The sequence below is a fragment of the Nocardia ninae NBRC 108245 genome (genome assembly GCF_007990755.1).
Lineage (GTDB): Bacteria > Actinomycetota > Actinomycetes > Mycobacteriales > Mycobacteriaceae > Nocardia > Nocardia ninae.
On record NZ_BJXA01000019.1, the window covers coordinates 16,161 to 31,524 of the forward strand.

Genomic DNA, 15,364 nt, shown 5'->3' on the forward strand with positions numbered 1-15,364 from the left:
GTGTCATCAGCTCCTGACTCCGTCGGTGCGCCCCGTCGGCGTCCCGGAAACCTGTGGGCCGTCGGTGACGCGCGGGAAATAGCCCGCCTGGACGAAGAAATCGACGTACTTCTCGAACAGGTCCTTCGTCACCGACGGGCACTCGATACCGGTGCCCGCGAGGGCGGACTCCGTTTCGCTGGTATCGAACAGCCGATCGGAATCGTCTTCGCCCGAGGCGATTACCGCGAAAGCGCCGAAGAGGGGCAGCATGGCGTTCTCCCGATCCTGCTTGATCAGTTCGCCCCACTCCGCCCACGGCAGTTCCGCGAAGGTGTAGCCGATCGAGCGCAGATAGTCGACGCAATCGGCGAAGCTCAGATCGTCCTGGTTGTACAGGTGGAAGTTCCGGTTGGCCGCGTCCGCCTTGGTGGACAGCGCGACGATGGCGGCGCTGACGTAGTCGACCGGCACGAAATGCAGGTGCCCGCCGAGCCGCTCGGGCACCGCGCCGGCCTGCAACAGGCCCTTGAGGCTGAGCCAGACGAAGTCGCTGGTCTGGCAGGCGCCGTTGCGTTGGTCGCCGGAGACCACGTCGACCCGGTACACCGAGACCGGCACGCCGCGATCTCTGGCCAATCCGATGATCTGTTCGGCCGCCCATTTGCTCTGCACGTAGCCGGTCGGCAAGATCTCCCCCGGCCCGGTCGCGTCGTCGGCGCGCTGCGGCCGGTCCCCCGCCGCTTCGGCGGAGAACACACCGGTGGTCGAGACGTAGTGGACGGGGACGGTGCGATGCCTGGCCGCCAGGCGCAGCACCTCGGCGGTACCGATCACGTTGGCCTGCTTGAGTTCCCGGTACGGGTAGAGCCAGTTGACGGTGGCGCCCGCGTGGTAGACGACGTCGACGGTCCGCGCCAGCTCATCGAACTCTGCTTCGGTGAGGCCGAATCCGGGCCGCGCGAGATCGCCGACCACGATCGTCAGTCGCTCGGGGTCCACCTCGTCCCACACCTGATACCAGCGCAGGCTCTCGCGCAGCCGGATCCGCGCGGCGGCCTCGTCCTCGGCTCGCACCAGGCAGTACACCTGAGCGTCGCCGGCGCGCAGGATGTCGCGCAGCAGGAAGGCGCCGACGAATCCCGTTGCGCCGGTGAGCAACACAGCATTCGGCGCAACGGCGACCCGGCTGACGGTCGCCGCGGCGCGGATGTCCTCGTCCAGGACGATCTCGGCGGCGAAGTCCACGACCTCCCGCGACTCGGCGTCGGTCAGCTTCGCCAGCAACGCGGTGCGCAGGAAGTCGGCGAGTTCGTTCGGGGTCGGCCGGTCGAAAACGACCGTGCCCGGCAGTCGGCAGCCCGTGCCGGTGCTGAGCCGGTTGCGCAGTTCGATGGAGGTCAGCGAGTCGAACCCGAGGTCGGTGAACGGCTGATCCGCGCCGATGCCGGAGCCATCGGCATGCCCGAGCACGGCCGCGACTTCGGTGCGCACCAGGTCGAGGACGAGCCGATGGCCGTCGCGCTGGTCCAGTCCGGTCAGGCGGGCGGTCAGCGAGTCGAGACCGCTGTCGGTATTGCCTGCCACCCGCCGGGTCGGCAGCCGCAGCAGTCGGCGCATCAGGACCGGGGCCTGGCTGGGGCGGGCCCGCAGCAGCGCGAGGTCGAACGGGGTGGCGACGAGTTCGGTGCGGCCGAGGCCGAGCGCGGTGTCGAGCAGCGCGGTGCCCTGGCCGGGTTCGATCGGCCGGAAGCCGCCCCTGGCGATGCGGTCGAGGTCGGCTTGGTCGAGATGGCCGGTGATGCCGCCGTCTTGGCGCCACAGACCCCAGGCGACCGAGGTCGCGGGCAACCCGGCCGCCACGCGGTAGCAGGCCAGTCCGTCGAGGAACGCGTTGGCCGCGGCGTAGTTCGACTGGCCGGGGCCGCCGAAAACGGCTGCGGTGGAGGAGAACAGGACGAACGCGGTGAGGTCGTGGTCCTTGGTGAGGTCGTGCAGTTGCCAGGCGGCATCGACCTTGGGCCGCAGCACGGAGTCGAGCCGGTCGGGGGTGAGATCGGTGAGCAGGCCGTCGTCGATGACACCCGCGGTGTGGATCACCCCGGTCAGCGGATGGTCGGCGGGGATGTCGGCCAACAGCGCGGCCAGTGCGGCACGGTCGGCGACATCGCAGGCGGCGATGGTCGCCTGCGCACCGAGTTCGCGGAGCTCGGCGCGGAGCTGCTCGGCACCGGGTGCGGCCGGGCCGCGCCTGCTGGTGAGCACGAGCCGGGTGACGCCGTGGGTGGCGGCGAGGTGGCGGGCGAACAGCGCGCCGAGCGAACCGGTGCCGCCGGTGATGAGAACAGTTCCGGTGGTACTCCAACGGTATTCGTCGAGCTCCGGCGGCACGCTCAATCGGCTGAGCCGGGGCACGAGCACGGCCGCGCCGCGGATCGCCGCCTGGGCTTCGCCGGAGACCACGATGGCGGCGAGGAGTTCCTCGGTCGGTTCGGCCGCGTCCAGATCGATGAGGACGATCCGGTCGGGGGCTTCGGACTGGGCGGACCGCAGCAGACCCCAGACCGCGGCGGCGCCGGGATCGGTGACCGCTTCGTCGCGACATTGCAGCGCGCCCCTGGTGGTCACCACGAGCCGGGCGGTGCGGTCCTCGTCGGCCAGCCACTCGCGCACCATTTGCAGGGCCCGCCGGCTGAGGTCGTGGGCCGCCTGCGCCGGATCCGCGTCCGCGGGTGCGAACAGGTCGACGCGCACGGCGTCCCCGTCGGGGCCCCAGCGCAGCACCGGTGGGCGGGTCGCGGGCTGGATCGGTGTCCAGTCCACCTTGAACAGGGCCTCGGTGGCCACGGTCGGGCGGTCCGGGTGCGGCCTGCGGACCACTGCATCGATGTCGAGGACAGGCTGTCCGGTGCGATCCTCGGCGCGCACCGAGAGGGCGGCACCGTCGGTCAACCGAACGCGCAGCGCGGTGGCGCCGGTGGCGTACAGCCGGAGCCCGTGCCATTCGGCGACATACTCCCCCGCGTCCAGTACGGGGCGCAGCGCGGCGTCGAGCAGGGCGGGATGCAGTGCGAGACGGGCGGTTTCGCTCTGCTCGGGCAACGTCGCCTCGGTCAGCAGGGTGTCACCGTCGTGCCAGAGCCCGGCCTCGATCTCCGCGGCGCCGGACGGGGGCCAGTCGGCGTCGCCGCCGGATCGGCCGTCGAGGCCGGTGAAGCTGAGCAGGCCGGTGGCGTGTTCGGTCCAGTCGGTGTCGATCTCGTCGACGCGGCTGGCGATGGTGATGGTCCTGCGGTTGGCCGCGTCCGGCGCGCCGACGTGCACCTGGAGTTGCCGTCCGCCCGCCTCGGTCAGCTGTAGCGGGATCGGCGTGTACAGGTGATCGATGGCGGTGCAACCGAGTTCGTCACCCGCCCGGATGGCGATCTCCACGAGTGCCGAGGTGCCGTCGGTGAGCCACGGGTGGCTGTATCGGGCGAGGTGCCCGGTGAACAGCATCGCCTCACTGCCCGCGATGGACAGCGCGGCACCGAGCAGTGGATGGTCGGCCTGGTCGAGGCCGAGTCCGGCGGCGTCGCTCGGCCGCGCCTGCCGGCCGAGCCAGAACCGCTTGCGCTGGAAGGGATAGGTGGGCAGCTCGACGTGGGCGGCGCCGGGCAGGATGGCGGACCAGTCGAGCGCGATGCCCCTGGTGTGCAGGCCCGCGACGGCGGTCGCGACCGTGTCGGTCTCGGATCTGTTCGCGCGCAGCATGTTCAGGAGGGCGCCGAAGTCACGTTCGACGCAGTCGGCGACGAGTGCGGTCAGCACGCCGTCCGGACCGAGTTCGAGGTAGTCGGTGACGCCCTCGTTTTCGAGGGTTCGCACGCCGTCGAGGAACCGCACGGCCTCACGGATGTGCCTGGCCCAATAGTCCGGCGAACGCAACTGCTCCTCGGTGGCCAAGGCGCCGGTCACGTTCGACACGATCGGGATTTCGGGTGCGCTGAACTTCACCGTGGCGGCTACGGCCTTGAACTCGGCGAGCACCTCGTCCATATGCGGCGAGTGGAACGCGTGGCTGACCGTGAGGCGCTTGGTCTTGCGGCCCTTGGCTTTCCAATCGGCGGCGAAACGCTCGACGGCGTGTTCGTCGCCCGAGATCACCACGGCCTGTGGGCCGTTGATGCCGGCGATCGCCACGTCCGAAGGCAGCGAACCCTGAATCTCGTCTTCGCCGGCCTGGATCGCGACCATCGCGCCACCCTCCCGAGCCGACTGCATCAACCGGCCACGAGCCGCCACCAGACGGCACGCATCCTCGAGGCCCAACACCCCGGACAGATGCGCCGCGGTCACCTCACCGATCGAATGACCCAACAGATAATCCGGTGTCACACCCCACGATTCGAGCAACCGGAACAACGCCGTCTCAACCGCGAACAACCCCGCCTGCGCATACGCCGTCTGATCCAGCAATGCCGAATCCGCCGAACCCTCCGGCGCGAACAACACCCCCTTCAACGAAAGTTCGAGCTCACCATCGAAATGCGCACACACCGCATCCAAAGCAGCAGCAAACACCGGCGAGCAACCATAAAGCTCACGACCCATACCCAGGCGTTGGGCACCCTGACCGGTCAACAAAACCGCCAACCGGCCGCGGGCACGGTTGCTCGCCGGTGCACCCTCCTCGGCCAGGTGCTGCAGACCGCTGACGAAGTCGGCGCGCTCTGTACCGACGACCACCGCACTGTGCTCCAGCACAGCGCGGCCGGTGGCGAGCGAGAGTGCCACGTCGGCCGGTGCGAACTCGGCCGCGTCCCCCGCGTAGTCCAACAGCTGATTCGCCTTGGCCCGCAGGCCGTCCGCGGTCTTCGCGGACAGCACCCACGGCACCGAGGGCAGCGCGACGCCCGCACTGGTTTCCACTACCGCTTCGGGCGCCTGCTCGAGGATGACGTGCGCGTTGGTGCCGCTGATCCCGAAGCCGGACACCCCGGCCCGGCGCGGCCGGTCGGCCACCGGCCAGTCCTGCGGCTGGGTCAGCAGTTCGACGGCGCCGGTGGACCAGTCGATATGCGGCGACGGCTCGTCCACGTGCAACGTGCGCGGCAGTCGGCCGTGCCGCATCGCCTGGACCATCTTGATCACGCCGCCGACACCGGCGGCCGGTCCGCTGTGCCCGATGTTGGACTTCATCGAGCCGAGCCACAGTGGCTGTTCCCGCTCCTGCCCGTAGGTGGCGAGCAGCGCGCCCGCCTCGATCGGATCGCCGAGCCTGGTGCCGGTGCCGTGCGCCTCGACCACATCCACGTCGGACGGTCGCAGTCCGGAGTCGGCGAGCGCATCCCGGATCACCCGCTCCTGCGCGGGACCGTTCGGCGCGGTCAGCCCGTTCGACGCACCGTCCTGGTTGACCGCGCTGCCGCGCACCACGGCCAGCACCCGGTGCCCGTTGCGGCGCGCGTCGGAAAGCCGTTCCAGCAGCACCATTCCGGCGCCCTCGGACCAGGATGTCCCGTCCGCGGCGGCGGCGAACGACTTGCAGCGGCCGTCCGCGGCGAGGCCGCCCTGTTTGGCGAAGTCGACGAGACCGCCCGCGTCGCCGTTGATGATCGCGCCGCCGGCCAGGGCGAGCGTGGACTCGCCGGAACGCAGTGAGCGCAGCGCGAGGTGCATCGCCACCAGCGAGGACGAGCACGCGGTGTCCAGCGAGATCGCGGGCCCCTCCAGGCCGAAGGTGTAGGCGATGCGTCCGGACGCGATGCTGCCGAGCTTGCTGGTCATCAGATAGCCTTCGAGCTCCTCCGGCGCGGCCAGCCCGAGGTAGCTCTCCTCCAGCACGCCGACGAAGACGCCGGTCTTGCTGCCGCGCAACGAGTTCGCGTCGATCCCGGCGTGCTCGAACAGTTCCCAGGAGATCTCCAGCAGCACCCGGTGCTGCGGGTCCATCGCCACCGCCTCGCGCGGGGAGATGCCGAAGAAGGCGGCGTCGAACTCGGTGGCGTCGGCGAGGAAGCCGCCCTCGGTGATCGCACACTTCTTGCGCAGCCGCTCGATGTCCCAGCCGCGATCGCCGGGCGGTTCGGCGATGGCGTCGATTCCGTCGTCCACCAGCCGCCACAGCTGCTCCGGGTTGGCGGCCCCGCCGGGATAGCGGCAGGCCATGCCGACAATGGCGACGGGTTCGGTCTCACTCGCCTCCAGTTCGGCGAGGCGCGCCCGGGTCTCCCGCAGGTCCGCCGTCACCCACTTGAGGTATTCGACCAGCTTCTCTTCGTTGGACTCGTTGGACATCGGATCGATATCTCCTTAGCAATGACCGGGCCGCGCGCTGTGGTTCAGCTGGCGGAGCGGCCGAGTTCGGTGTCGATCAGGTGGAAGATCTCGTCCACCGAGGCCGATTGGATCTCCGTGGCCGCGTCGGCGTGCTCGCTGTCGCGCTCGGGCCGGCCCACCCTGGCGAGCAGGGTGCGCAGCCTGCGCTGGACCGCGGCCTGGCCGTCGCCCTCGTTCGCCACCGTGGCCAGCAGCGCGTCGATCCGGTCGAGCTCGACCAGCACTCGGCCGAAGCCGCTCTGGTTGGCCGGATTCGCCAGTGCGAGTATGTGTTCGGTGAGCGCGCCGGGGGTCGGGTGGTCGAAGACCAGGGTGGTGGCCAAGGTCAGCCCGGTCCCGGCGTTCAGCCGGTTGCGCAGCTCGACCGCGGCCATGGAGTCGAAGCCGAGCTCCTGGAACTCGCGGTGGTCGCCGATGGCCGCCGGATCCGGGTGGCCGAGCACCGTCGCGACTTCGGCGCGCACCAGGTCGAGAACCAGCCGGCGCGCTGCCGCCTCGCTCAGCCCGGTGAGCCGCTGGGCCAGCGGTTCGGCCGCGGCCACCGAGGTGTGTGCCGTCCGGCGCGTCGTCCGGGTCGGCCGAGCGTCCGACGCGGTGTCGTCGCCGAGCCGGAAGCGGTCGGCCGGAATGTCCAGGTAGGTCAGGGAATCGACGGTGAGGACCGGCTCGCCCTGCTCGTCGGTCAGCGCCAGCCCGATGGTGTCCGCGTCGATTTCGGCGATCCGGCTGTGTACCGAGGTCGCGCCGGCGGCGTGCAGTCTTACCCCGCGCCAGACCGCAGGCACCCGAATGGTCTGCTCGCCCACCGTGATCGGCCGCGCGGCGAGCGCGAGGTCGAGCAGTGCGGGATGCAACCGGTAGCGGGCCGCGTCGGCGTGCAGCTCCTCGGCCAGCCGTGCGGTTCCGGGTGTGCCGTCGATCCGTTCGACCGCGACCTCGTGGTTGCTGAGCCTGCCGTCGGCGCATTCCAGCCAGGCGGTGTCGCCGTCCGGTCGCACGTGGACGGTCAGTGCCCGTTCGCCCGCCGGGTCCGGTTCGCCGATCCGGATCTGGAACCGCAGCACGCCCGCGTCGGGCAGCAGCAGCGGTGCCCGCATGGTGAGCTGTGCCAGTGTGGTGCAACCGAGTTCGTCGCCCGCACGGACGGCCAGTTCGACGAGGACGGTGCTGGACAGCACGGTGGTGCCGTGGATGATGTGCTCGGCGAGCCACGGGTGTTCGGCGAGCGAGATTCGGCCGCTGCACACCACCTCGTCGCGACCGGCGAGGGCGACCGCGGTGGACAGTATCGGGTGGTCGAGCCCTGACCCGGCGGTGTCGGCCGCCCGGCCGGTGTTCTCCAGCCAGTAGCGCCGGCGCTGGAATGCGTAGCGCGGCAGCTCGACTCGGGTGGCGCCGGGCAGTACCGCGGTCCAGTCCACGGCCCAGCCCCTGGCGTGCAGGGCACCGAGGGCGAGGGCGACGGTCTCGTTCTCCGGTTTGACCCCGCGGAGCATGGACGTCAGCAGGCCTGGGCTGTTGTCGGGCAGGCAGTCGGTGATCAAGGCGATCAGCACCGGGTCGGGGCCGAGTTCGATGTAATCGGTGACGCCTTCGGCGGCGAGGGTACGCACGCCGTCGAGGAAGCGCACCGCCGCCCGAATGTGCCGGGACCAGTAGGCGGGCGAACGCAGTTCGTCCTCGGTCGCCAGCGTCCCGGTGACATTCGAGACGATCGGGATGCGCGGGGCGTGGAAGTGCATCGTCTCGGCGACCGCCGCGAACTCGGCGAGCACGTCGTCCATGTGCGGCGAATGGAAAGCGTGGCTGACCGAGAGCCGTTTCGTCTTGCGGCCCTTGCCTTTCCACGCGGCGGCGACCCGCTCGACCGCGTCCTCGTCACCTGAGATCACCACGGCCCGCGGGCCGTTGATGCCCGCGATGGCCACGCCGGCGTGCAGCGAATCCCGGATCTCATCCTCGCCGGCCTGGATCGCGATCATCGCGCCACCTTCGCGGGCGGACTGCATCAAGCGGCCACGGGCCGCGACGAGACGGCAGGCGTCCGCCAGATCCAGTACCCCGGACAGATGCGCCGCGGTCACCTCGCCGATCGAATGACCGAGCAGGTAATCCGGTGTGATACCCCAGGATTCGAGCAACCGGAACAACGCGGTCTCGACCGCGAACAACGCCGCCTGCGCGTACGCCGTCTGATCCAGCAGTGCCGAGTCCGCCGAACCTTCCGGCGCGAACAGCACCTCCTGCAGCGGCTGCTCGAGCTCCTTGTCCAGCTGCACGCACACCGCGTTCAACGCGGCCGCGAAGACCGCGGACGAGCCATACAGCTCACGCCCCATACCGAGGCGCTGGGCACCCTGGCCGGTCAGGACCACGGCGAGCCTGCCCGCGCGGCCGTCCCGCTCGGTGCCGGTGACGGTGGCGAGCCGGGCGATCAGCTCGTCCCGGTCGGCGCCGACGACAACCGCGCTGTGCGGCAGCACGGTCCGGCCGGTCGCCAGCGACCACGCCACATCCGCGGGCGTGAGCTCGGGCCGTTCGGCCAGGTACGAGCCGAGCTGCTGAGCCTGCTCCTGAAGCCCCGCAGCGGTTTTGGCGGACAGCACCCAGGGAACCACCTGCTCGGACAGACCGGTCGCGGCGACCGTCGGCTCGGCGGGCGCCTGCTCGAGGATGACGTGGGCGTTGGTGCCGCTGATCCCGAAGCCGGACACGCCGGCCCGGCGCGGCGCACCGGTCTCCGGCCAGTCCTTCGGCTCGGTCAGCAGCTCGACCGCGCCGGACTCCCAATCCACATGCGGCGACGGCGTATCCACGTGCAAGGTGCGCGGCAGTTTGCCCCGGCGCATCGCCTCGACCATCTTGATCACGCCCGCGACCCCGGCGGCCAGCTGAGTATGTCCGATATTGGATTTGAGCGAGCCGAGCAGCAGCGGCCGATCCCGGTCCTGGCCGTAGGTGGCGAGCAGCGCGCCCGCCTCGATCGGATCGCCGAGCTGGGTGCCGGTGCCATGCGCCTCGACGGCATCCACCTCGGCGGGTTTCAGCCCCGCGTCGGCGAGTGCCCGGCGGATGACCCGCTCCTGGGATGGGCCGTTCGGCGCGGTCAGCCCGTTGGACGCGCCATCGGAGTTCACCGCTGAGCCGCGCAGCAAGGCGAGCACCTGGTGACCGTTGCGCCGAGCATCGGAGAGCCGCTCCAGCAACAGCATGCCGACACCCTCGGACCAGGCCGTGCCGTCGGCGGCCTCCGAGAAGGCCTTGACCCGGCCGTCCGGGGCGAGCACCCGCTGCCGAGAGAACCCGACGAAGGACAGCGGGGTGGCCAATACCGTTGCGCCACCGGCGAAGGCGAGATCGCATTCCCCCTGCCGCAACGCGTTCGCGGCGAGGTGCATGGTCACCAGGGACGACGAGCACGCGGTGTCGAGTGCGACCGTCGGTCCCTCGAAGCCGAAGGTGTAGGCGAGGCGGCCGGCCGCGACGCTGGTGGACACGCCCGTGGTGAGGTAGCCCTCGATGCCGTCCGGCGTGGTCGGCACCATGCCTGGTCCGTAACCGAGGTACATCAGGCCGGTGTAGATGCCGGTCCGGCTGCCGCGCAGGGTGGCGGGCAGGATGCCCGCGTGTTCCATTGCCTCCCAGGTGGTTTCCAGCAGCAGCCGCTGCTGCGGGTCGGCGGCGAGCGCCTCGCGCGGCGCCATGCCGAAGAAGTCCGGGTCGAATCCGGCGACGTCGTCGAGGAAACCGCCGTGCCGGACGTAGGACTTACCCGCCCTGTCCGGATCGGGGTCGAACAGCCCGTCCAGCGCCCAGCCGCGGTCGGTGGGGAATTCGGAGATCGCGTCGACGCCGTCGTCGACCAGTCGCCACAGGTCCTCGGCCGAGTTGACGCCGCCGGGGAATCGGCACGCCATGCCGACGATGGCGATCGGCTCGTCGGCATGGTTGCTTGTCCGAGTATCCGTTCGGGTCGCGCCCGCGGCCGCGCCGAGCCGCTCGCCGAGGTAGCGGGCGAGCACTTCGGCCGAGGGGTAGTCGAAGACCACGGTGCTGGTCAGTCGCAGCCCGGTCGCCGCGCTCAGGCGGTTGCGCAGCTCCACCGCGGTCAGCGAGTCGAAGCCGAGGTCGCCGAAGGCGCGGTCGGCCGCGATCTGAGTGGGGTCGGTGTGGCCGAGCACCGCGGCGACGTGCACGCAGACCAGGTCGAGCAGGGTGCGCCTGCGTTCGTCGGCGGACTGGCCGAGCAGCCGTCGGGCCAGCGGTGAGGTCGCGGTGCTCGTCGCGGCCCTGGCGCGGGTGCGCACCAGACCGCGCAGCAGGGCGGGGACGCCGTCGGGCCGGGACCGCAGCGCGGCACGGTCGAGCCGCACCGGGACGACGGTCGGCAGGCCACCGGCGAGGGCGGCGTCGAAGAGGGCGATGCCCTCGGCGGCGGCGAGCGCCGGAAAGCCTTGGCGCCGAAGGCGTTGCAGCTCGGCGTCGTTGAGCAGGCCACTGAGTCCGGCATCGATGTCCCACAGGCCGAACGCGATCGCGATCGCGGTCCGGCCCTCGGCGCGGCGCTGCTCGGCCAGCGCGTCCAGGAAGACATTGGCGGCGGCGTAGCCCGCCTGGCCCGCGGACAGCAGCAGTCCGCCGGCCGAGGAGATCAGCACGAACGCCGTCAGGTCGAGGTCGCGGGTGAGCTCGTGCAGGTGCCAGGCGGCGTCGGCCTTGGGCGCGAGGACGCGGTCCAGCCGATCTTCGGTCAGTGCGGTGACGAGTCCGTGGTCGGGTACGCCCGCGGCGTGCACTACGGCGGTGAGCGGGTGTTCGTCCGAAATAGATTGCAGCAGTTCGGCGACCGCGGCCCGGTCCGCGACATCGCAGGCGGTGACGGTGATCTCGGCGCCGAGCTCGGTCAATTCGGTGCGCAGCTGTTCGGCGCCGGGTGCGTCGAGGCCGCGCCGTGAGGTCAGTACCAGTCTGCGGGCTCCGTGCGCGGTGACCAGGTGCCTGGCCAGGAGCGCGCCGAGACCGCCGGTGCCGCCGGTGATCAGGGTGGTGCCGGTCCCCCAGTCGGATGTCGCGGCCTCGGTGGGTGCCTCGACCGCGGTCAGCCGGGGAACCAGCAGTGCCCCGTCGCGTACGGCGAGTTCGGGTTCGCCCGCGGCGACCACGGCGGCGACGACGGAGTCCAGGTCGGTGCCGTCCACGTCGGCCAGCACGATCCGGTCGGTGCTCTCGGCCTGGGCGGCCCGCACCAGGCCCCAGGACGGCGACTGGGTGAGGTCGACTTGCTCACCGTCGTTGGTGGCCATGGCGTTTCGGGTCACCACGATCAGGGTCGAATCCGCGAAGCGGTCCCCGGACTGCCAGACTCCGAGCACGGCGAGCACCCTGGCCGCGGTGGCGCGGACCCGCTCGGGCACGGTGCCGTCTGCGGTGGTCCCGCAGTCGAGCACGACGACCTCCGGTGCCGGTTCGGCTTCGGTGCACAGCTCCCACGATTTCCAGGACACGGCCAGGGGCTTGGCGACCGCACGCGGCCGCCAGCCGATGCGGAACAGCGAATCCCCTTGGCTCTCCGCGTGTTCGGCGTCTTCGGTCGGCAGCGGGTGGCCGGTGAGCGCGGCGACGGACAGCACGGGGAGTCCCGTGTCGTCGGCGGCGACCAGGGCGAGGGTATCCGCGGTGGACAGGGTGAGGCGCAGCCGGAGTGCGGTGGCGCCGATGGCGTACGACTCGACCGAGGACCAGTCGGCGGGGACCAGTTCCCGCCGACCGTCGAGGTTCAGTGCCGCGCGCAGGATCGGGTCGAGCAGCGTGGGGTGCACGCCGTATCGGTCGGCGTCGGTCACGCCGTCCGGCAGGGCCACCTCGGCGTAGAGTTCGTCGCCGCGTCGCCAGGCCGCGCGGGCGCCGTCCAATTCGATCGGCTCGGCGTCGCTCGGTGGCCAGTCGGTCAGGTCGACGGGGGCGGCGGAGGCCGAGGCGGTGAGGACGCCCTCGGCGTGCCGGGTCCAGCCCTCGTCGTCGCGACGGGAGCGGATCACGACGGAGCGGCGTCCCGCGGCGTCCGCCTCGCCGAGCCGGATCTGCAGATCGACGACGGCGTCGTCCGGAATCGCCAGTGGCGTCGGGGTTTCCAGCCGGTCCATGGTGCCGCAGCCGACCTCCTCGCCCGCGCGCAGCGCGAGTTCGACGAGGACGGCGGTGCCGTCGGCGAGCCAGGAATGGCCCGCGGCGCTGACGCGGCCGGTGAACAGCAGTTCGCCGGTGCCTGCGACCGGGACGACAGCGCCGAGCAGCGGGTGGTCGGTGGTGCGCAGCCCGAGGCCGCGGGCGTCGGTGGTCCGCGCGGTGCCGCCCAGCCAGTAGCGCTGACGCTGGAAGGCGTAGGTGGGCAGGTCGACTCGGGTGGCGCCGGGCAGGATCGCGGACCAGTCCACGGCCTTGCCCCTGGCGTACAGGGAGCCGAGAACCTGTGCCATGGTGTCGGATTCGGACCTGCCCGCACGCAGCGCGGGCAGTGCCAACCCGGGCTCGCGGGTCACACAGCCTGCGATGAGCGCGGTCAAGACCCCGTCCGGGCCGAGTTCGAGATAGTCGGTGACGCCTTCGTTTTCGAGAGTCCGGACGCCGTCGAGGAACCGCACGGCCGCGCGGATATGCCGGGCCCAGTATTCGGGCGAACTCAGCTGCTCTTCGGTGGCCAGGGTGCCGGTCACGTTCGATACGATCGGAATCCGCGGTGCGGCGAACGTCATCGTCGCGGCCACCGCCGTGAACTCGGCGAGTACCTCGTCCATGTGCGGCGAGTGGAACGCATGGCTGACCGTGAGGCGCTTGGTCTTGCGGCCCTTGGCTTTCCAGTCGGCGGCGATCTGCTCCACCGCTCGGTCATCACCCGAGATCACTACCGAGTCGGGACCATTCACTCCCGCGATGGCGACCTTGTCGGCGAAACCCGTCAGCGCGGGCTCGATTTCGGCCTCGCCGGCCTGGATCGCGACCATCGCGCCACCCTCACGAGCCGACTGCATCAACCGGCCACGAGCCGCCACCAGACGGCATGCATCCGCCAGATCCAGCACTCCGGACAGATGTGCCGCAGTTACCTCACCGATCGAATGACCCAACAGATAATCCGGTGTCACACCCCACGATTCGAGCAACCGGAACAACGCCGTCTCGACCGCGAACAACCCCGCCTGCGCGTACGCCGTCTGATCCAGCAGTGCCGAGTCCGCCGAACCCTCCGGCGCGAACAACACACCCTTCAACGGAAGTTCGAGCTCACCGTCGAAATGCGCACACACCGCATCCAGAGCAGCAGCAAACACCGGCGCGCAACCATAAAGCTCACGACCCATACCAAGACGCTGAGCACCCTGACCGGTCAACAACACCGCCAACCGGCCCGCCCGGGACCGATCGACCCGGCTCGCGTTCGCCAAGCCCGCCGACAGCGCATCCCGGTCCGCACCGACAACGACCGCGCTGTGCTCCAGCACGCTCCGGCCGGTCGCGAGCGTCCACGCAACATCCGCGGGCGCCAGCTCGGGCCGCTCCGCCAGATGACGACCGAGCCGCTCGAGCTGCTCGGCCAGCGCGGCCTCATCCCGTGCGGAGACCACCAACGGCACCACCGCGGGCTCGACCGAGGCGGCCGACTCCGCCTGCTCGGGAGCCTCTTCCAGAATGACGTGCGCGTTGGTACCGCTGATTCCGAACGCGGAGATACCCGCCCGCCGGGGACGAACCCCGGCGGGCCACGGCCGCGCCTCGGTGAGCAGCTCGACCGCGCCCGGCGTCCAATCCACGTGGGAGGTCGGCTTGTCGACGTGCAACGTACGCGGCATCCGGCCATTGCGCATGGCCTGGACCATCTTGATGACGCTGCCCACGCCCGCCGCGGCCTGGGTGTGCCCGATGTTGGATTTGAGCGAACCCAACCACAGCGGGTCCGTGCGGTCCTTGCCGTAGGCCCCGAGCAACGCCCGCGCCTCGATCGGATCGCCGAGCCGGGTGCCGGTGCCGTGGGCCTCGACGATGTCCACCTCGGACGGTTGCAGGCCGGCCGAGGCGAGTGCGTCCCGGATCACCCGCTCCTGCGCGGGACCGTTCGGCGCGGTCAGTCCGTTGGACGCGCCGTCTGCGTTCACCGCCGACCCGCGCAGCACCGCGAGGATCCGATGCCCGTTGCGCTCGGCATCCGAAAGTCGTTCCAGCAGCAGCATTCCCGCACCCTCGGACCAGGAGGTACCGTCGGCCGCGTCGGCGAAGGCCTTGACCCGGCCGTCTGCGGCGAGTCCGCGCTGACGGGAGAACTCGACGAAGGTCAGCGGGGTCGCCATCACGCTCGCGCCACCGGCGAACGCGAGATCGCATTCGCCGCGCCGCAGTGCCGCGGCGGCGAGGTGCATGGTCACCAGCGACGACGAGCACGCGGTGTCGAGCGCGACCGTCGGCCCCTCGAAGCCGAAGGTGTAGGCGATCCGGCCCGCCGCGACGCTGCTGGACAGCCCGCTGGTGAGATAGCCCTCGACCTCGTCGGGGATGTCGTGCAGCACCCCGGTGCCGTAGCCGAGGTACATCAGCCCGGCGAACACCCCGGTCCGGCTGCCGCGCAGCGTCGCAGGCAGCACGCCCGCGTCTTCCATTGCCTCCCAGGTGGTTTCCAGCAGCAGCCGCTGCTGCGGGTCCGCGGTCAACGCTTCGCGCGGTGACATGCCGAAGAACGCCGGATCGAAATCCGTTGCGCGATCGAGGAAACCGCCGTGCCGGACGTAGGACTTGCCGGTGTGGTCCGGGTCGGCGTCGAAGAGATCGTCCAGGTCCCACTCCCGGTCGGTGGGGAACTCGGAGATCGCGTCGACGCCGTCGTCGACCACTCGCCACAGGTCCGCGGCGGAGCCGACCCCGCCGGGGAACCGGCACGCCATGCCGACGATCGCGATCGGCTCACGTTCCTTCGCTGTCACTTCGTGCAGCCGCTTGCGCGCCTCCCGTGCGTCCGCGATCGCCCGCCTCAGGTACTCCCGAAGTTCCTTCTCGTCAGCCACGCGTTCCTCTATCC

1 protein-coding gene and 1 pseudogene are annotated in these 15,364 nt (G+C 70.8%); both read right to left on the reverse strand.

What is annotated here, in order from left to right:
* Nucleotides 1–6: 6 nt before the first annotated feature.
* Nucleotides 7–6,258, reverse strand: a complete 6,252-nt coding sequence (locus NN4_RS16265) for a type I polyketide synthase (protein ID WP_147131531.1) — start codon at nucleotides 6,256–6,258, stop codon at nucleotides 7–9.
* Between the two features lie 44 nt (nucleotides 6,259–6,302).
* Nucleotides 6,303–15,335: pseudogene (locus NN4_RS16270) on the reverse strand (SDR family NAD(P)-dependent oxidoreductase); the annotation flags it as partial.
* Between the last annotated feature and the right edge of the window lie 29 nt (nucleotides 15,336–15,364).

Excerpts from the sequence above, each read along its gene's own strand:
- NN4_RS16265 (WP_147131531.1), bottom strand. The coding sequence starts at position 6,258 with ATGTCCAACGAGTCCAACGAAGAGAAGCTGGTCGAATACCTCAAGTGG.